14 protein-coding genes and 1 pseudogene are annotated in these 18,861 nt (G+C 72.8%); 12 read left to right on the top strand and 3 right to left on the bottom strand.

Going from position 1 to position 18,861, the window contains the following annotated elements:
* Positions 1 to 675 (top strand): annotated as a pseudogene (locus tag AB0H64_RS18690) (hypothetical protein); the annotation flags it as partial.
* Positions 676 to 783: 108 nt separating this feature from the next.
* Here the strand turns inward: AB0H64_RS18690 and AB0H64_RS18685 are convergent.
* Positions 784 to 1,362: an XRE family transcriptional regulator gene (locus AB0H64_RS18685; protein WP_357625723.1), complete on the bottom strand. Its 579-nt coding sequence runs from the start codon at positions 1,360 to 1,362 to the stop codon at positions 784 to 786.
* A gap of 123 nt (positions 1,363 to 1,485) precedes the next feature.
* On the opposite strand from AB0H64_RS18685, the gene AB0H64_RS18680 reads away from it, so the two are divergent.
* The 11 genes from AB0H64_RS18680 to AB0H64_RS18630 all read left to right on the top strand — a co-directional run bounded on the left by AB0H64_RS18680 (position 1,486) and on the right by AB0H64_RS18630 (position 16,662).
* A complete protein-coding gene (locus AB0H64_RS18680) occupies positions 1,486 to 1,608 on the top strand; it encodes a hypothetical protein (RefSeq protein WP_357625720.1) in 123 nt (40 codons plus the stop codon).
* Entirely contained in the window at positions 1,608 to 2,846 is a 1,239-nt protein-coding gene (locus AB0H64_RS18675; protein WP_357625717.1) for an MFS transporter, read from the top strand. Before AB0H64_RS18680 ends, AB0H64_RS18675 begins: the two co-directional genes overlap by 1 nt.
* A gap of 340 nt (positions 2,847 to 3,186) precedes the next feature.
* Positions 3,187 to 5,643, top strand: a complete 2,457-nt coding sequence (locus AB0H64_RS18670; protein WP_357625715.1) for a PQQ-dependent sugar dehydrogenase — start codon at positions 3,187 to 3,189, stop codon at positions 5,641 to 5,643.
* Between the two features lie 46 nt (positions 5,644 to 5,689).
* Positions 5,690 to 6,508 carry a hypothetical protein gene (locus AB0H64_RS18665; protein ID WP_357625713.1) on the top strand — a complete coding sequence of 273 codons (819 nt, stop codon included), beginning with the start codon at positions 5,690 to 5,692 and terminating at the stop codon, positions 6,506 to 6,508.
* Positions 6,505 to 8,535, top strand: coding sequence for a glycosyl hydrolase family 28 protein (locus AB0H64_RS18660; RefSeq protein WP_357625711.1), 2,031 nt, complete (start codon positions 6,505 to 6,507; stop codon positions 8,533 to 8,535). Before AB0H64_RS18665 ends, AB0H64_RS18660 begins: the two co-directional genes overlap by 4 nt.
* A gap of 10 nt (positions 8,536 to 8,545) precedes the next feature.
* Entirely contained in the window at positions 8,546 to 10,306 is a 1,761-nt protein-coding gene (locus AB0H64_RS18655; RefSeq protein WP_357625709.1) for a discoidin domain-containing protein, read from the top strand.
* Positions 10,307 to 10,372: 66 nt separating this feature from the next.
* Positions 10,373 to 12,094, top strand: a complete 1,722-nt coding sequence (locus tag AB0H64_RS18650) for an alpha-galactosidase (protein ID WP_357625707.1) — start codon at positions 10,373 to 10,375, stop codon at positions 12,092 to 12,094.
* 72 nt (positions 12,095 to 12,166) lie between these two features.
* Positions 12,167 to 13,606, top strand: a complete 1,440-nt coding sequence (locus AB0H64_RS18645; protein ID WP_357625704.1) for an FGGY family carbohydrate kinase — start codon at positions 12,167 to 12,169, stop codon at positions 13,604 to 13,606.
* Between the two features lie 210 nt (positions 13,607 to 13,816).
* A complete protein-coding gene (locus AB0H64_RS18640; protein ID WP_357625702.1) occupies positions 13,817 to 14,875 on the top strand; it encodes an FAD-dependent oxidoreductase in 1,059 nt (352 codons plus the stop codon).
* A gap of 166 nt (positions 14,876 to 15,041) precedes the next feature.
* The gene (locus AB0H64_RS18635) at positions 15,042 to 15,512 is read left to right on the top strand and encodes a hypothetical protein (protein ID WP_357625700.1); all 471 of its coding nucleotides are present in this window, start codon (positions 15,042 to 15,044) and stop codon (positions 15,510 to 15,512) included.
* A gap of 91 nt (positions 15,513 to 15,603) precedes the next feature.
* Positions 15,604 to 16,662, top strand: coding sequence for a hypothetical protein (locus AB0H64_RS18630; RefSeq protein ID WP_357625697.1), 1,059 nt, complete (start codon positions 15,604 to 15,606; stop codon positions 16,660 to 16,662).
* 97 nt (positions 16,663 to 16,759) lie between these two features.
* Here the strand turns inward: AB0H64_RS18630 and AB0H64_RS18625 are convergent, their stop codons facing one another.
* Both AB0H64_RS18625 and AB0H64_RS18620 read right to left on the bottom strand, forming a co-directional pair.
* Positions 16,760 to 17,677: a pirin family protein gene (locus AB0H64_RS18625; protein ID WP_357625695.1), complete on the bottom strand. Its 918-nt coding sequence runs from the start codon at positions 17,675 to 17,677 to the stop codon at positions 16,760 to 16,762.
* Between the two features lie 37 nt (positions 17,678 to 17,714).
* Complete coding sequence (locus AB0H64_RS18620) at positions 17,715 to 18,836, bottom strand: MBL fold metallo-hydrolase (protein ID WP_357625692.1); 1,122 nt, start codon at positions 18,834 to 18,836, stop codon at positions 17,715 to 17,717.
* Positions 18,837 to 18,861 lie beyond the last annotated feature (25 nt).

The following is an 18,861-nucleotide window of genomic DNA, read 5'->3' as shown; positions in this document are numbered from 1 at the left end:
GGGCGCGGCGGCGGGCCGGCCGCCGCGCCGGTGGCGGCGCGCCTGGCGGCCGATCCCCTGAAGGACGAAGACCAGGGAGGCGGCGTGCTGGACCTCCTGGGCGGCGACGACGGAGACGGCGGGCTGCCCGTCCTGGGCGGAGACCACGGAGGCGGCGGGCTGGCCGTGTGCGCCGACCTGCCGGTGGCCGTCGTGCACATCGGCTCCTGCGGCCCGCCCCCGGGACCGATCTGCGTGGACGTGCCGCCGGTGGTCAGCGTCGAGATCGGATCGTGCCGCCGGCCCCGGGCGGCGCCCGCTCCCACGGTCAGGCCGACCCCCACCGTCACACCGCCGGCGGCCCCGACCCGCACCCCCACGCCCCGGGCCACGCCGACCCGCCGCCCCACCCCCGCCCTCACCCGGACCCCGGCCCCGGTCCGTAGCTCACCGGCGCACAGTCCGGCCCCGGTCCGCGCACCGGCACGCCACACGGTACGAACCGAGACGCCGGTGCCCTCCCACACCACGTCCCCGACGCCGGAGCCGACGCCCACCCGGGCGGCGTTCCACCCACCCCGCAAGCAGGCCGCCCCGGCGCAGAAACGCCGCAGCCCGCTGGGCTCGGTGCTGGTCATGGTGGTGGTGACCACCCTGATCGCCTCGACCACAGCCGTCGCCTTCGCCACGCGTTAGCTGTTGCAGGACAGGAGCTTCCTGACGACGTACGGTTCGCCCGGCACGTGAACCCCGGCTGACTCGGGCGAGCGCGACCCGGCTCACAGGCCGGCACGTGCTCCCGCGTCAGCGCCGTGCGGTGCGGAGGTGGATGCGTTCGCCCTGCTTGCCGAAGAGGCTGAGCACTTCGACGCTGCCGCGCCCGGCGGCGCCGAACCAGTGCGGGATCCGGCAGTCGAACTCGGCTGCCTCGCCGGCTCCCATGACGAAGTCGTGATCGCCCAGTTTCACGCGGAGCCGTCCGCGCAGCACGTAGAGCCATTCGTGGCCCGCGTGCGTCCGCAGGTGGGGCTCTTCGTCGTGCGCTGGAATGGTCATCTTGTACGCGCGTGGCTCTCCCTGCTGCCGCGACAACGGGACCAGCACGCGGCCGTCTTTTCTGGTGGGCTCCTGCGGCACGCGCGGATCGACTATCCGGGGTGCGGCGACGATCTCGTCGAGCGGGATGCCCAGCGCCGCGGTGATCGGCAGGAGCAGTTCGAGGCTCGGCTTGCGCTGAGCCGACTCCAGCCGGGACAGCGTGCTGGTCGAGATGCCGGTGGCTCGCGCGAGATCGGCCAGGCTGATGCCCTTCTTCTCACGGGCGCGTCGCAGCCGAGGAGCGATCTGCTCTATCACGGCGCTGACGCTCGGTTGCTCGTTCATGGAGGCAGTCAATCCATGCGTCCCGGAATCAGCAACGAAGGTTGCTGATTCCGGGCAGATCTTCCGATCCTTGCGGCGGAGGTGATCCGTATGGAAGCGACAACGGATTCAACGAGCGGATCGATGTCGGAGGCGCCGCGGGAGGCGCGCTCCACCGCCGCCGTCAACAGGACCGGCCGGCTGCTCGAACGGGAGCCGTCCGCGGCCGTCTCGTCTCATGGGCTCGGCGTCGAGGGGGTGATCTGATGGCCGGCGTCACCGTGGAGGCGTCCCGGAGCGCTCGCTCCGACAGGTTGCCCGCCGGGGTGTACCTGCTCGGGTTCAGCCTGTTCGCGATGGGGACCGCGGAGTTCCTGTTGGCCGGCGTCCTGCCGGCGGTGGCCGCCGATCTGGACGTCACGCTCTCGGAAGCCGGGTTCCTGATCACCGCGTTCGCGCTGGGAGTCGTGATCGGCGGGCCGCCCTTCGCCGTGCTGAGCCTGCGGTGGCCCCGCCGTACCGCGCTGGTGGCGACGCAGGGCGTCTTCGCGGCCGGCATCGTCGTCGGGCTGCTCGGGAACTACCAGGTCCTGTTGCTGACGAGGGCGGTTTCGGGCATCGCCTACGCGGGCTTCTTCGCCGTCGCGGCGGTGACCGCGATCAGCCTGGTGACGCCGGACCGCAACGCTCGCGCCTCCGGAGTCGTGGTCAGCGGGCTCAGCGTGGCCATGGTGATCGGCGGTCCCGCGGGGACGCTGCTCAGCCACTTCATCCAATGGCGCGGCGGCTTCTGGGCTGTTGTGGCCCTGACGGTCGCCGGGATCATGGGATGCCTCCTCGGACTCCCCGCCGCCGGCTCAGCCACTGACCGGCCCACCCGGCCGAGTGTCGCGCGGGAACTCGCCACGATGCGGAAACCGGCGCTCTGGGGCATCTACGCGATCACGATCCTGACCACCGCGGCGTACATGATCACGTTCAACCACCTGGCGGCCATGCTCGCCGGCGTCACCGCCGTCCCCGAGGTCTGGATCCCGGCGATCCTCGCGCTCTTCGGAGTCGGGGCCTTCGCCGGTCTGTCCATCGGCGGCCGCGTCTCCGACCGGCGCCCTCACCTCGCACTTCTCGCCGGAGCGTCGGCGATCGTGATCCTTTCGGCCGTGCTGGTGGTCGCGATCCAGCAGGTCTGGGCGGTGGTGCCCACGGTCTTCCTGATCGGCGTCGCCGCGTTCGTGCTCAACCCCGCCGTCTACGGACGCGTCTTCACCATCGCGGCCGACGCGCCGACCCTCGCCGGCGCCACCACCGTGTCGGCGTTCCAACTGGGCATCAGCATCACCCCCGTCCTGGCGGCCGCCTCACTCATGCGCGGGGCCGCTCTCACCTCGGTCTGCTGGATCGGGGCCGCCCTCGCGGCGGCTGCTGTGCCGCTCATCCTCCTGGACCGGGTCCGTTCGGCCCGGCGAGCGGCGGCCGGCCCGACCGCGGCCGCCAACCAGCAGTAGACCCACGGCCTGGTGAGACATCCTATGTCTCACCAGGCATCATTTCGCCGGTGAGGCCGCATGAGCAACGAACCCGCCGCAACCGGGGAAGACCTTACGTCCGATCGACGGATCCCAGCGGAGACAGATCCCATCTTTGCTCCCGGAGGGCGATGGATCAGCGACCGTTCCTCGTTCAAGCCCCATTACATCGGATGTCTATCCTCCAACCACTGACTCTAGATTAGGAAAGTTTACTAAAAGCTGGAGCGTTCCAAGATCTGAAATCTGTTGACGGTCGTGACTATTTGTGGGAACACCATGAAAAGCTCCCATCTTTCACTCTCGGCAGGAGCACCCCATGATCTTACGAAGGCCCCGGAGACCCGCCGCCGTCGCCCTGCTAGCCCTCCTCGCCGGACTCCTCGCCGCGCCGCCGCCCACGGCCGAGGCAGCCGAGCCGGCCAAGACCGTCAAGGTCACCGCGGCCGCCTCCCGGTACGAGGCCGAGAGCGCCACCGTCTCCCAGGGGGCCGTCGAGTCCAACCACACCGGCTACTCCGGCACCGGCTTCGTCAACGGCGACAACGTCGCGGGCTCCTTCACCGAGTGGACCGTCGACGCCCCCGCCGCCGGCACCGCCACCCTGTCCTTCCGCTACGCCAACGGCACCGCCTCCGACCGGCCCAGCGACATCGCCGTCAACGGCACCGTCGTGGCCGCCGGCCGGGTGTTCGCCGCGACCGCGAACTGGGACACCTGGGCCACCGCCACGCTCACCGTCCCGCTGGTCGCCGGGGCCAACAAGGTCCGGGCCACCGCCTCCACCGCCGGCGGCAACCCGAACTGGGACTACCTCGACGTCGAACCGCAGGCCGGCGCCTTCACCGACTACCAGGCCGAGAGCGCCACCATCGCGCAGGGCGTGGTCGAGTCGAACCACGCCGGCTACACCGGCTCGGGCTTCGTCAACTACGACAACGTGACCGGCTCGTACGTCGAGTTCGCCGTCAGCGCCGCCACCGCCGGTCCGCAGACCCTGGCCTTCCGGTTCGCCAACGGCACCACCACCGACCGCCCGATGAGCGTCACCGTCAACGGCACCCAGGTGGCCGCGAGCCGGTCGTTCCCCGGCACCGGCGCCTGGACGACGTGGCAGGAGATCAGCGTCACCGCCACCCTCGTCGCCGGCGCCAACACCGTCCGCGCCACCTCCACGACCGCCGGCGGCGGGCCGAACCTCGACCGGCTACGCGTGAGCGGCCCCGGCGACACCGTGAAGCCGACCCCGCCCGGCCGGCCGGTGTGCGGCGACATCACGCACAACAGCCTCCGGCTCGACTGGCCGGCCTCGACCGACGACATCGGCGTGGTCGCCTACGACATCTTCCACCAGGGCACGCAGATCGCCACCGCGACCGCCCCGCCGTACACGCTGACCGGCCTGAACCCCGACTTCGCCTACCAGCTCTCCGTCTTCGCCCGCGACGCGTCCGGGAACGTGTCGGCGAGCAGCCCCGAGGCGAACTGCCGGACGCTGCCCGCGCCCGCCGACGACCCGCCGTCGCAGCCAGGCCGTCCCACGGTGTCCGGGGTCCAGCCCACCTCCGCCACCGTCGCCTGGACCGCCTCCACCGACGACGGCGGCGTGCGCGCCTACCTCGTACGCGACCAGGCCGGCGCCGTCCTGCAGACCGTCACCGGCACTCCGCCGGCCACCACCGCGACGGTCCCGCTGGAGTGCAACCACACCTACCAGCTCGACGTCGTCGCCCGCGACACCGCCGGACAGCTCTCCACCCCGAGCGCCGCGTCCGCGAGCTTCACCACCGGCGCGTGCGGCACCGTCCCGCAGACGCCCACCACGGTGGCGAGCGGCTGGGACGTGCCGTGGGACGTCTCCTGGGCGCCGGACGGCTCGTTCGCCCTCGTCACCGAACGCGACACCTTCCGCGTGTACAAGGTGACCGCCGCCGGCGCCAAGACGCAGGTCGGCACCGTCCCCAACGTCCAGACCACGGACGGCGAGGGCGGCCTCATGGGCGTGGCCATGTCGAAGACCTGGAACGGCACCTCCGACCAGGACGTGTTCTTCATGCACACCGCCTCCGAGGGCAACCGCGTGGCGAGGATGACCTTCAACGGCACCGCGCTCGGCGGCTACACCTCGATCCTGCAGGGCATCGACAAGAACAGGTACCACAACGGCGGCCGGATCAGGTTCGGCCCCGACGGTTACCTGTACGTCACGACCGGCGACGCCCAGCAGTCCAGCAACGCCCCGGACCTCGCCTCGCTCAACGGCAAGATCCTGCGCATCACCAGGACCGGCGCCGCCGCGCCCGGCAACCCGTTCGGCACGCGGGTCTACAGCTACGGCCACCGCAACCCGCAGGGCCTGGCCTGGGACTCCGCCGGCCGGCTGTGGTCCTCCGAGCTGGGCAACTCCTCGCGCGACGAGCTGAACCTGATCCAGCCGGGCAAGAACTACGGCTGGCCCACCTGCGAGGGGACGTGCAGTACGTCCGGCATGACCAACCCCAAGCACACCTGGAGCGTCTCCGAGGCCTCGCCCAGCGGCATCGCCATCGTGAACGACACGGTGTTCATGGCGGCCCTGCGCGGCCAGCGGCTGTGGCGCATCGTGCTGAACGGCGAGAACGTCTCGACGGTCAACTCGTACTTCAACGGCACGTACGGCCGGCTGCGCGCGGTGGAGAAGGTGCCGAACGCGAGCGCCATCTGGTTCGGCTCCACCAACTCCGACAACAACGGCAGCGGCGCGGCGGACGTGATCCGCAGGACGAACATCCGGTAACCGCCGCGGCAGAACCACCTCCGAGACATCAACCGAGGCAGGACAGATGAACCTCTCACGACGCCGCTTCGGCGCGTTCCTCGGCGCCGCCGCCCTCGCCCCCGCCCTCTCCGCCGTCCCGGGGCGCGCCGCCGAGGCCGCCCGCGCCGCCGGCCTGCTCCCGTCCGGGATGCGCTGGCAGCTCCTGTGGTCACCGTCGGCTTCCTCGGACGGCATGAACGCGTGGGAGACCGTCGAGGACGACCGCGCCGACTCACACCCCGCGGGTCAACCGCACATCCGCCCCGACGGGAACAACTACCGCTTCACCATGCACCTGGCCGACCGCGACACCAGCACCGACAGGCAGCGCCAGGAGGTCACCGGCAACCGCACGAGCGGCGGCTACCTGAAGTGGAAGTCCGGGGAGCTGTGGCGGGTCACCTATTCGATGTACATCCCGAGCACCCTCAAGGCGACCACCACCTTCACCCACATCTTCCAGACCAAGATGCCGGGCACGGGCACCGGCCCGATCACCGTCACCTCGCTGCGCCGGGTGAACGGTGCGCAGACCATCGAGCACAAGGTGTTCGAGCCGGACATCCTGGTCGGCAGAGCCGACCTGACGCCGCTCCAGAACACCTGGATCGACATCGACTACGAGCTCAGGATCGGTGACGGCGGCGCCGGCGCGGTGCGCTGGGTGGTCCGCAAGGGCGGCGCCACGGTGGTGGACGCGGTCAAGACCGGCGTCGACACGTTCCTCGGCGACCGGGTCCGCCCGAAGTGGGGCATCTACCGCTCGCTGGGCGACACCTCCGGCTCGCTCCAGGACTGCCATCTGCTGCTGACGAACCTGCGCGCGTACAAGGCGGTCACATGAATCTCCCCGGACGCGGCGGCACACCCGCCCGGAGAGCACCTGCCTGGCTGCTCGCCCTCGCTCTCCTCCTTCCGGCGCTCCCCGCCCTGGCCCCGACGCCCGCCCACGCGGCGGCCGAGTTCGACGTCCGCGACTACGGCGCGACCGGCAACGGCAGCACCAACGACGACGACGCGATCGACCGGGCCGTCAACGCGGCGAGCGCCGCCCCGGGCGGCGTCGTCGTCTTCCCGTCCGGCACGTACCGCTCCCGGACGATCCACCTCAAGAGCCACATCACCCTGCGCCTCGACAGTGGCGCCACCATCCGCGCCGCCTCCAGCGGCATGGACGCCCCCGAGTCCAACCCGTACGACGACTACCAGGACTTCGGCCACAGCCACTTCCACAACTCGCTGCTGGTCGGGCAGGACGTCACCGACGTCCACATCACCGGGTCCGGCACGATCGACGGCGACGGCAACCTGTCCACCAGCAACTCGCCGCCCTCCGGCGCGGGCAACAAGGCCATCGCCCTGACCGGCTGTGCCGACGTCAGCGTCACCGGCATCACGATCCGCCGCGGCGGCCACTTCATGGTGCTGCTCAACGGCTGCCACGACGTCCTCATCGACGACCTCAAGACCGTCTACGCCGACGAGGGCGTCCGTGACGGCGTGAACATCATCAACAGCTGGAACGTCACCGTGTCCGACAGCCGCATCGAGGCGAGCGACGACGCCGTCGTCCTCAAGAGCGACTACGCCCTCGGCGCCACCCACACCAGCCAGAACATCCGCGTCCGGAACTCCGTCGTCTACTCCCACGAGAACAACGCCCTGCAGTTCGGCTCGGAGACGTGCGGCGACTTCCGCGACGTCCGCTTCGACGACGTCACCGTGCTCGGCGCCGGCAAGGCCGGCATCGGCCTGGTCTCGATGGACGGCGCCACCATCGAGGACGTCCACTACACGAACATCACCCTGACCAGGACCACCACGCCCGTCTTCATGAAGATCGGCGAGCGTCGGCGCTGCCCCGGCTCGCCGCCCGCCGGCCGCATCCGCGACATCCACCTCACCAACGTGACCGGCACGAACCTCACCGCGCCCGAGCCGTCCGGCACCACCGGCGGCTCCGAGCTGACCAGCACCATCACCGGCACCCCGGCCGTCGACATCGGCCCCGGCATCACCCTGTCCGGCGTCCGGCTGACCGTCCCCGGCGGACACCCCGCCTCCGACGCGAGCCGGGTGCCCGGCGAGTTCCTCACCAGCTACCCGCCGCGCGACTACGGCACCCGGCCCGCCTTCGGCCTGTGGACCCGGCACGTCACGGGGCTGACCGTCGACGGCGGCAGCGCGTTCCGGACCGGCAGGAACGACGACCGGCCCGCCGTCGTCGCCGACGACGGCTCGGGTGTCCGCCTCGACGTCACCGCGCAGCGCGGCTCCGGCAGCGCCTACGACGTGGGCGTCAGCGGCGTCACCGGCTACGCCGTGTCCGGCGCCGACACGACCGGCCGCCCGCTGCGGGTGCGCGCCACCGGCTCCACGCCGATCCCCGGCCAGAGCGTCACCCTGTACGGCGAGGCGGAGGCGGGCACGGTCACCGCGCCCATGCAGACCGTCCAGGACCCGGCGGCCTCCGGCGGGTCGTACGTGACCGTCGCCGCGGGCAACAACGCCAAGACCAGCGCCCCCGCCACCGGTCACGCCACGCTCTCCTTCACCCTGCCGAGCACGGGGCCGAGCACGGGGCCGAGCACGGGGCCGAGCACGGGGCCGAGCGCGGGCACGTACCAGGTGTGGGCCCGGGTGATCGCCCCGACCCGCGAGGACGACTCGTTCTGGGCGCGCGCCGACGACGGCGCGTGGACGAGCTGGAACGAGCTCCCGCTCGGCTCCTCCTGGCACTGGGCGCGCCTGCCCGTGACCTACGACCTGTCGACCGGCTCCCACACCGTGACCTTCGCCTACCGCGAGGACGGCGCCCGCCTCGACCGCGTCGCCATCTCCAGCGACCCATCGTTCACCCCGTCCTCCTGAGGAGCCGCCCATGAGCCGATCCCGCCGTTTGGCGTTACCCGCCGTGCTGGTCCTCCTGCTCACGTTCCTGGTCGCGGGAACCGCCCGCGCCGAGCTGACCCATCCCCGCCAGGCGTTCCTGCGATCCGCCGTCGGCGGCCTGTTCCTGCACTGGGGCATGCGCACCTCGCCCCAGCACACGAGCTGCTCCGCCTGGGAGTCGGCCGTCACCGGCGGAGGCTGGAAACCCGACTACTGGGTCGACGAGGCCAGGAAGCTGCGCACCCAGTACATCGTGCTGGCCACCTTCCACTCCCGGCTCGGCTACGCCCGGCCGTACCCCTCCGGCGTCCCCGGCTCCTGCCGGACGAGCAGGGACTTCCTCGGGGAGCTGATCGACGCCGCCGACGCGCGCGGGCTGAAGGTCATCCACTACATGACCGACGACCCGCAGTGGTGGAACGAGGGCCTGTCCTCCGGCCAGTCGTGGCTCGACTCGGCCGCCTACTCCGCCTACAAGGGGCACACCGTCGATCTGCACACCCGCGACGGGTTCGGCGAGTACAGCTACGACCTGTTCGTCGAGCAGATGGCCCGCTACCCCAAGCTGGCCGGCTTCTGGATCGACAACGACAACGCCTACTGGGAGCGCAACGGCCTGTACGAGCGGATCCGCCGCGACCGTCCCGACATGACGCTGTCCAACAACAACGAGGACACGCCGATCATGGACATGATCAGCAACGAGCAGAAGACGGGGATGACGCCGGACTACGACTACCCGCAGGCGGTCTACACGGCGCTGCCCCGGCTCACCGAGGCCGACTTCAAGCTGCCCACCGCGGGCCCCTGGTGGTACGGCGGGTCGGACCAGGCCGTCGACCGGCGGCTGACGCTCGGCCGGCTGATCACGAACGTGGGCTCGTCCGTCAAGGCCCTCATGGCGGAGACGCCGATGAAGGCCGGCCGCATGCCGCCCGCGCAGGAGGCGTTCAACACCTTCGCCGACGGCTACCTCGGCGCCATCTGGGAGTCGATCGGCGGCACCGAGGGCGGCGGCTACCTCAACGGCGGCCTCGACCCCGGCTTCTGGAGCTCGGGCGCGCACGGCGTCACCACCGTCAGCCGCGCCGACCCGAACCTGCACTACGTCCACGTGCTCACCCGCCCATCCGGGAGCACGCTGTCGCTGCGTGACAACGGCTACCGCATCGCCTCCGTCACGAACCTGCGCACCGGCGCCGCCGTCTCCTTCACCCAGTCCAACGGCTCGCTGAAGCTCAGCGGCGTCTCCTCGTGGGACCCGTACGACACGGTGTTCAAGGTGGTCTCGAGTGGACGGGAGGGGATCCACTCGGGCGTCACCCTGTCCGCGTCCGCCTCCGCGAGCGGCCACCCGGCCTCCCATGCCGGCGACCGCGACCACCTCACCTACTGGGACGCCGGCTCCGCCGAGCCGGTGTCGCTCCGCTTCGACCTCGGCAGCGCCAAGCCGATCCGCTACATCGGCCTCAACCAGCGCGAGGACTCCACCACCTACCCGGCGTCCGGCTCGGCGCGGATCAAGTCCTACCGCGTGTACGTCAGCTCCGACGGCTCCACCTGGGGCAGCGCGATCAAGACCGGCACGCTGCCGAACCAGCGCGGCGTGCAGTTCATCGACGTGCCCGCCACCACGGCCCGGTACGTGCGGCTGGAGAAGGTCAGCACCCACGGCGTCGCCCGCCTGCGCGTGGACGAGGCGTGGATCGGCGGCTCCTACGCCCGGCCCGCTCCGGCCTCCGCCGGCTGACCCGGCCGTCCCCCCGGCGGTCCGCCCCTCGGCGGGCCGCCACCCCCCAACGAGAGGAGCGGACCCGTGAGATGGATCAGGCTGTGCGCGGCCGTGGCGGCGGTCGTGCTGTTCACCGCCGCGCTGACCGCCGTCCCGGCGGCCCCGGCCGCCGCCTCCGACAACGGGCTGTCGATCCGGCCCGCCATGGGCTGGAGCAGCTGGAGCTTCGTGCGCCGCCAGCCCGACGAGGCCAAGATGAAGGCGCAGGCCGACGCCCTGGTCAGCAGCGGCCTGGCCGCCAAGGGCTACGTGTACGTCAACCTGGACGACTTCTACCAGAAGTGCGACTCCAACGGCTTCACCGTGGACGGGTTCGGCCGGTGGGCGGTCGACACCGCCAAGTTCCCCGGCGGCATCAAGGCGCTGGCCGACTACGTGCACGCCAAGGGGCTGAAGTTCGGCTTCTACGTCACCCCGGGCATCGCCAAGAACGCCGTCACCCGCAACACCCCGGTCGAGGGCACCTCTTACCACGCGCAGGACATCGCCGACACCACGCGGACGCACAAGAACTACAACTGCAAGAACATGTACCGCCTCACGTACTCCCACCCGGGCGCGCAGGCGTTCATCGACTCCTGGGCGGACCAGATGGCCTCGTGGGGCGTCGACTACCTGAAGATCGACGGGGTCGACGCGACGACGGTCGCCGACGTCGAGGCGTGGGACAAGGCGCTGCGGCAGACCGGCCGGCCCATCAACTTCGCGCTGTCCAACAACCTGCCCATCGCCCAGGCCGCCACCTGGAAGCGGCTCGCCAACAGCTGGCGCACCCAGGGCGACGTCGAGTGCTACTGCGGCCCCGGCTCCAACGGCAGCGGCTTCCCGCTGACCGACTGGTCGCACGTCTCCAGCCGGTTCAACTCGGCCGCGAGCTGGCAGCAGTACGCCGGGCCCGGCGGCTGGAACGACCTGGACTCGCTGGAGATCGGCAACGGCGACCAGATCGGCCTCACCGCCGACCAGCGCCGCTCCCACCTCACGCTGTGGGCGATGGCCGCCAGCCCGCTGCTGCTCGGCAGCGATCTGACCGCCCTCACCTCGACCGACCTGACCATGCTCACCAACGACCGCCTCATCGCGGTCGACCAGGACGGGGTCGCCGCCCAGCGGATCGTGAGCAGCGGCGTCAACCAGGTGTGGCGCAAGCGGGAGGCGAACGGCGACTACGTCGTGGCGCTGTTCAACACCGGCACGTCGGGCAACTCCACGGTCAGCGTCACCTGGTCGCAGGTCGGCTTCAGCGGCTCCGCCCAGGTCACGAACCTGTGGTCGGGATCCTCCGAGGGGACGGTGGCGTCTTCGTACAGCGCCACGCTGCGGCCGGGCGAGACGCGCCTCATCCGCGCCCGGCCCGCCGGAGCAGTGCCCCGTTACGAGGCCGAGAACGCGACGATCGCGCAGGGCGTGGTGGAGTCGAACCACGCCGGCTACTCCGGCACCGGCTTCGTCAACACCGACAACGCGGTGGGGGCGTACGTGGAGTTCGTGGTGACGGCCGCACGGGCCGGCGACGCCGCGCTCACCCTCCGCTACGCCAACGGCACCACGGCCGCGCGGCCGATGGCGGTCACGGTGAACGGAGCGGCCGCGCTCACGCGCGACTTCCCGGGGACGGGGGCGTGGACGACGTGGGCCGGCGCCACGTTCACCGTGCCGTTGCAGGCGGGGGCCAACACGGTCCGCTTCACGGCCACCACGGCCGACGGCGGCCCGAACCTCGACCACCTCGACGCCGGGGCCTGACGGGGGAGGGCCTGGTAGAGGGGGCGGGTCGCGTTCCGCGTGCGCGGCCCGCTCTCGCGTAGGCTCCCGGCCATGCGGACGCTGGCGGGTGTGGACGTCGGGACGACGCACGTCAAGGTCGCCTTCCACGACGACACCGGCCGGTGCCTGGCCGAGGACCGGCGGCCGACCCCGCGCGACCTGCCCGGCCTGGTGGCGGCCGTGGCCGGGGGCCTGCGCCGGTGCGCCGACCGCGCCGGACGCCCGCCCGAGGCCATCGGCGTCACCGGCATGGCCGAGACCGGCGTGCCGCTCGACGCCGGTGGCCGCCCCCTCACCCCGCTCATCTGGTGGACCGACCCCCGGGGCGCCGAGGAGGCCGCCGAGCTGGCCCGTGACGAGGTGGCGCTGTTCGACGTCACCGGGCACCGCGCCACCGCCAAGACGCCGCTGGCCAAGTGGCTGTGGTTGCGCCGCCACGAGCCGGCCGTACTGGACGGCATGCGCTGGTGGGCCGGCGTGCCCGACGCCGTCGCCCACGCGCTCACCGGCGCGCTGCGCACCCACGAGACGCTCGCCGCCCGCACCCTCGCCTACGACCCGGCGAAGGGCGCGTACGACGCCGGCCTGCTCGCGCTCGCCGGCCTCGACCCCGACCGGCTGCCGCCGCCGGCGCACGCCGTGGAGCCGGTCGGCGGCGCGGTGGTCGGCCTCGACGGGGTGACGGCCGGGACGCCGGTGGTGATCGCCGGCCACGACCACGCGGTGGGCTGCTGGGCCGCCGGCGTCCGCCGCCCGGGCGACGCGGGCGACTCGCTGGGCACGGCCGAGGCTGTCATGGTCCCGGCCGCCGCTCCGCCGGACCCCCGGGCGGCCCTCGACCTCGGGATCACGGCGGACCCGTCCCTCGACGGCCGGCATGTCATGCTGGTCGGCGGCCTGTCCAGCAGCGGCGCGCTGCTCGACTGGCTCCTCGCCCTCCTCCTGCCCTCCGCCACCGCCGGCGACCGGTACGCCGCGCTGCCCGGCCTGCTGGAGGGCGTGGCGCTGCCCACGGGCGTCATCGCCGAGCCGTACCTGCGGGGGCGCGCCGCGCCGGCCCCTGACCCCGGCCGGCGCCTGACGCTGTCGGGGCTGGACGCCGGCCACGGGCCCGGCGACCTGCTGGCCGCCGCGATCGAGGGCACCTGTCTGCACACCCGCTGGACGCTGGCCGAGCTCACCGCGCTGGCGGGGACGGAGGTCCGGCGGCTGACCGTGTTCGGCGGGCAGGTCAGGGTCCCGCTGTGGATGCGGGTCAAGGCGGCCGTGTCCGCCCCGCCGGTGGAGATGGTGCCGGCGGGCGACGCGGTGTGCGCGGGCGCCGCCCTCATCGCCGGGCAGGCCGGCGGCTCCCTCGACGACGTCCCGATCCTGCCCCGCGAGCCCCTGCCCCGCGACCCGGCCCTCGCGACCGCCTACGACGCCGCGTACGAACGCTTCCTCGCCTCGGCGACCGCCCCACGCCCCCCGTACGGACAGGAATCACGATGACGGCACCCCATCCGCACTCCGGCGACGTCCCCGAGGGGGGGCGGTGGCCCGCCGACGCCGGACCTGCCGGCCCGGCCCGGCTGCCCTGACCCGGTGAGCGCCTGACCCGCCGCGTCCCTGAGCGCGTTGTGTCCCTGAGCGTTGTGTCCCTGAGCGTTGTGTCCCTGAGCATGGGGGAAGAGCCGGCGGGGGCGCGTGGTTGCAAGGGGCGTGGAGGAGATCGACGTCGTGGTCATCGGCGCCGGGCAGGCGGGACTGTCCAGCGCGTACTTCCTGCGCCGCTTCGGCCTGGACCCCCTGGTCCTGGACGCCGCCGAGGGGCCCGGCGGGGCGTGGCGGCACCGGTCGCCGACGCTGACCATGGACAAGGTCCACGGCGTGTTCGACCTGCCCGGCAGCAGGCGCGACCGGACGGCCGGCGGCGACCGCCCGGCCGCCGCCGTGGTGCCCGCCTACTACGAGTCCTACGAGCGCGGCCTCGGCCTGCGCGTGCTCCGCCCGGTCGAGGTGAGCGCCGTCACGCGCGGTCCGGGCGACCGGCTGACCGTCGCCTCCGGCGCGGGGGAGTGGGCCGCGCGCGCCGTCGTCAACGCCACCGGCACCTGGACCCGCCCCCACTGGCCGTACTATCCGGGCGCCCGCGACTTCCGGGGCAGGCAGCTCCACTACGCCGGCTACCGGGGGCCTGAGGAGTTCCGGGGCCTGCGGGTGGTCGTGGTGGGCGGCGGCAGCTCCGCCGCGCACGTGCTGTCCGAGCTGGCCGGCGTCGCGGCGGGCACGCTGTGGGTGACCCGCCGCCCGCCGCTGTTCCGGGACGACGACTTCGGCGAGGACGCCCGCCGGGAGGCGGTCGCCCAGGTCGAGCAGCGGGTACGCGCGGGGCTGCCGCCGCAGAGCGTGGTCAGCGTGACCGGCCTCGGCTACTCCACGGTCGTCCGCGAGGCGCTGGAGAAGGGCGCGCTGGAACGGCTGCCGATGTTCGCCCGGCTCACCCCGCACGGCGTCGCGTGGGCCGACGGCACCGAGGAGGAGGCCGACGCCGTCGTCTGGGCCACCGGGTTCCGCTCCGCCCTGAACCACCTGGCGCCGCTCCGGCTGCGCGAGCCGGGAGGCGGGATCGCGGTGGACGGCACCCAGGTGGTGGCCGAGCCCCGGCTCCAGCTCGTCGGCTACGGCCCGTCGGCCAGCACGATCGGCGCCAACCGTGCGGGCCGTACGGCCGCCTCCAACGTGCGCCGCCTCCTCACAGCCGCCACCCGGGCCGCGTGAGGCAGCACTCGGCCGTTCGCGCAAGGGGAAATGCCCATCATGTCGAGGTTCCGGGTGCGGCAGGTCCATGCCTGGACACGCCGCGTCACTGAGAGGTAACGTCCCGACATCAGGATCTTTATCGCATAAAAGGATGGGATGTCGGGTCGGGAGGTGCGCCGCCATCGTGACGGAACGCGACGTGACGGGGCCGGACCACGTCAAGGGCACATGCGACATGAAAGGCCGATGCGGTTCGACCGGCGCACGCGACCCGAGAGGGCCAGTCCTGGCGGGGCAGGATGGAGACGCGTCCCCCCGCTCGTCCGGCCACCATGACGCCCCCGCGCCACCGGCCCCCATCCCCCGGCGGCAGCGCGACCCGTTCCAGGCCGCGCTGAGTCCCACGGCCAGGCGGGCGGTCGCGGGCGGGCTCCTGCTCGCCACCGTGGCCGCCCTGGCGGCGGCCCTCGCCATCTGGAACGGCCGCGCCGCCGACGGAGCCCCCTGCGCCACCGCGCGAGCCGTCCCCGCGCAGGCGGCCCCCGCGCAGGCGGCCCCCGCTCAAGCCGCCCCCGCTCAAGTCGCTGTCTCACCCGTCGCGCACCCAGCCGTGTCACCCGTCGCGAACGCGGCGATTCCCGGCGTAGTGGTGTGATCCCCTAATATCTACCCTCGGTAAGAGGGCGTTCGCCGGACCGTCACGAATTTCGGCCGGCTCCGCCCTGCGGCACGGCCGAAGGAGAAGCGTGGCGGTTGCGTCCCCCGCCGACCGGCGGCGCGGCCCGCTCAGAACCCTCCACCTCCCCCTGGCGCTGGTCCTGACCCTGTCGTGGACCATGACGGGCCAGCCGGCGCAGGCGGAGCCGGCACCACGGGCCTCACACGCGGAGCCCCTCGCCCGCCCGGCGCAGGCCGCGCCGAAACCCACGGTCAAGCAGCTCAAGAAGGAGCTCGCCGCGCTCCAGAAGGAGTCCGACCGGCTCATCACCGACTACTACAACGGCCGCATCGCCCACGAGAAGGCCGAGAAGGCGGAGAAGGCCGCCAAGGCGCGGCTCGCCGCGGCCCAGGAGGTGTTCGACCGGGAGTCGTCGGAGCTGCGCGCGATGGCCGTCGCCCAGTACACCGGCGCCGTTCCCAGCGAGCAGGAGCTGATCTCCAGCGTGGACCCGGGCGCGCTGCTGGGCCGGCTCGCGCTCACCCGCCACCTCGCCGACCGGCAGCACGCCAGGTTGAGCGGATTCGCCCGGGTCAGGGACGAGCGCGCCGCCGCCGAGGCCGAGGCCGCCGCCCGCACCGCCGAGCTGGCCGACCAGATCGAGGACCTGGCCGGGAGCAAGGAGAAGGCGCAGAAGCAGATCGACAGGATCAAGGACAAGATCGACCAGCTCTACCAGGCGCCGGGGGTGCGCCGCTCGGACGGCACCTGGGTGCCGCAGCTCCCCGAGGGGCCCGACCACATCACACCCCGGATGCGCCTGGTCAAGACCCTCGTCGAGGAGCGCTTCGACGTGCCGTTCGGGATCGGCTGCTACCGGACCATCCAGGACGGCGGCGAGCACCCGCTCGGACGGGCGTGCGACTTCATGCTGAGCCGCGGCGGCGCCATGCCGACGGCCGCCGAGGTGGCGCGCGGCAACGAGATCGCCGCCTGGGCGATCAAGAACTCCCGGCGGCTGGGGATCATGTACATCATCTACCGGCAGCGGATCTGGCACGCCCGTACGGGAACCTGGCGGATGATGTCCAACCGCGGCGGCACCACCGCCAACCACTACGACCACCCGCACATCTCGGTCTACTAGCCGGGCGCCGCGGAGCCGGGCTTTCACCGGCGCCTCGGCGCGGACCTCCGGACGGCGAGAACATGGACGTGATCTGCTCCCACGCCCGGGGGTGAGCTCATCGGCTGCGGCCGCGGGGCCGCAACCGCGTGCCGGGCAGGACGGGCGCGGGCAGCGGGTCGCCGTCGAACCCCGCCACCGTCCCGAACCCCTCGCCGTCCATCCACTCCTTGCGGAACGCGACGATCTCGTCGTGGTCGCGCCCCACGAAGTTCCACCACATCACGATCTCCTCGGGGAACGGCTCGCCGCCGATCACCAGGACCCGCCCCTCCCCGCGCAGGGCCAGGCTCGTACGGCCCGGCGGCACGTACAGCAGCGGCCCCCGTTCCAGCGGCTCCACCTCGCCGTCGAGCAGCAGCAGCCCGTGCTCGAACCCCCGGTCGAGCGGCAGCTCGGCCGCCCCCGACATGGTGACCTCGGCCCCGGCCAGCGGCGTGAGGGCCGTCGCCGGCGACCTCTCCCCGGCGAACGACCCCATGACGACCGTCGCGCCGAAGCCCGGCCCGGACACCCGCGGCAGCTCCGCGTGGTGCTCGAACCCCGGCTCCATGCCCCGGGCCTCGCCGGGCAGTGCCACCCAGAGCTGCACCCCGTGCAGCAGCTCCTCGCCCGACTCCTCCGAGTGGGAGATGCCGCGCCCGGCGGTCATCAGGTTGAGCTGCCCCGGGCGTACCACCTGGCGGCTGCCCACGCTGTCACGGTGCAGCACCTCACCCGACAGCAGCCAGCTCACGGTCTGCAGCCCGGTGTGCGGGTGCGGCGGCACGCGCATCGTGGCCACCTCGGGCCCGTAGGCGTCGACGAAGCACCACGCGCCGACCATCCGGCGGTGCACGCCGGGCAGGGTCCTGCTCACGCGCATCGCGCGTGGCCCGCCCAGCGGCACCTCTCTGCCGGGGAGCAGCTCGGTCGAGACGCCGTCCGCCGCGCCGCACCGGACCATCTCGCCGGGGTCCCGCTCCAGGTTGCTCATGCAGTGACTGTACGGCGGGATCTCCGGGCTCGTGCGATCAGGCCAGGGTCTCCCACCAGCCGTCCACGGCCGGGGCCGCGCCCGGATCCACGGCCTCGCCGGGCCGCGGCACCACGATCGACACGTCGCGCGCCTTGGCCTCCCGCCACAGCCGCTCCACCGGCTCCGCCCACGGGTGCAGCGCCAGCGTGAACGTCGCCCAGTGGACCGGCAGCAGCACCCGGCCGCCGAGGTCGAGGTGGGCGTTGACCGCCTCCTCGGGGTTCATGTGGATGTCCGGCCAGGCGGGGCTGTAGGCGCCGATCGGCATGAGGGTCAGGTCGAACGGCCCGTGCGCCGACCCGATGCCGCGGTAGCCCTCGAAGTAGCCGGAGTCGCCCGCGTAGAAGACCCGGCGGGTCGGCCCGGCCACCACCCACGAGCCCCACAACGTGTCGTTGCGGGCGAGCGTGCGCCCGGAGAAGTGGCGGGCGGCCGTCGCGACGAAGCGCAGCCCCGCCACCTCGGCCTCCTCCTCCCAGTCGAGCTCGATGATCCGGTACGCGGGCACGCCCCAGCGCTCCAGGTGCGCGCCGATGCCCAGCGGCACCAGGAACGGCGCCTTCTGCGTGGCCGTCAGCGTGCGGACCGTCGCCATGTCGAGGTGGTCGTAGTGGTCGTGCGAGATCGCGATGGCGTCCACCAGCGGCAGGCTCGCGAGCGGCACCGGCACCGGGTGGTGCCGCTTCGGCCCGACGAGCTGCGAGGGGGAGGGGCGCCGGCTCCACACCGGGTCGAACAGCACCCGACGCCCCTCGATCTCCACCAGCGTGGAGGCGTGGCCGTACCAGATCGCGCGCACACCGTCCGGCGGCGCCTCGCCCGCGGGCGGGACGCGCAGCGGCACGGGCCCGGCCGGCCGGCGCTGGTCGCGGTCCTTGGCCAGCTCGCCCAGCATGTTCGCCGGCGGCGCGTTCAGCACCTCCGTCGCCTCGGGCATGGTGTTGACGAACGCGCCGTCCCTGAACTGCGGCGAGCGCCTGATCCGCTCGGCCCGCCCAGGTCCCGACCTCAGGGGCCGCACGCCCAGTTCCGCGGGTACGTCGCGCAGGGCCCACCCCGCCGCGGCCAGGGCCGCCCCGCCCATGAGGATCCGTCGTGCCGTCCGCAGTGCCGCCATTCGTTCACTCTCCCCTGGAAGTATG

This window comes from Nonomuraea sp. NPDC050733 (assembly GCF_040654215.1).
Lineage (GTDB): Bacteria > Actinomycetota > Actinomycetes > Streptosporangiales > Streptosporangiaceae > Nonomuraea.
The sequence above is the reverse complement of the archived record's forward strand: the minus strand, read 5'-3'. Positions and strand labels throughout refer to the sequence as shown.

Coding starts and splice junctions, on each gene's coding strand:
- AB0H64_RS18670 (WP_357625715.1), top strand. CDS start 3,187: ATGATCTTACGAAGGCCCCGGAGACCCGCCGCCGTCGCCCTGCTAGCC.
- AB0H64_RS18680 (WP_357625720.1), top strand. CDS start 1,486: ATGTCGGAGGCGCCGCGGGAGGCGCGCTCCACCGCCGCCGTCAACAGG.
- AB0H64_RS18685 (WP_357625723.1), bottom strand. CDS start 1,362: ATGAACGAGCAACCGAGCGTCAGCGCCGTGATAGAGCAGATCGCTCCT.
- AB0H64_RS18645 (WP_357625704.1), top strand. CDS start 12,167: ATGCGGACGCTGGCGGGTGTGGACGTCGGGACGACGCACGTCAAGGTC.
- AB0H64_RS18620 (WP_357625692.1), bottom strand. CDS start 18,836: ATGGCGGCACTGCGGACGGCACGACGGATCCTCATGGGCGGGGCGGCC.
- AB0H64_RS18665 (WP_357625713.1), top strand. CDS start 5,690: ATGAACCTCTCACGACGCCGCTTCGGCGCGTTCCTCGGCGCCGCCGCC.
- AB0H64_RS18675 (WP_357625717.1), top strand. CDS start 1,608: ATGGCCGGCGTCACCGTGGAGGCGTCCCGGAGCGCTCGCTCCGACAGG.
- AB0H64_RS18625 (WP_357625695.1), bottom strand. CDS start 17,677: ATGAGCAACCTGGAGCGGGACCCCGGCGAGATGGTCCGGTGCGGCGCG.
- AB0H64_RS18655 (WP_357625709.1), top strand. CDS start 8,546: ATGAGCCGATCCCGCCGTTTGGCGTTACCCGCCGTGCTGGTCCTCCTG.
- AB0H64_RS18660 (WP_357625711.1), top strand. CDS start 6,505: ATGAATCTCCCCGGACGCGGCGGCACACCCGCCCGGAGAGCACCTGCC.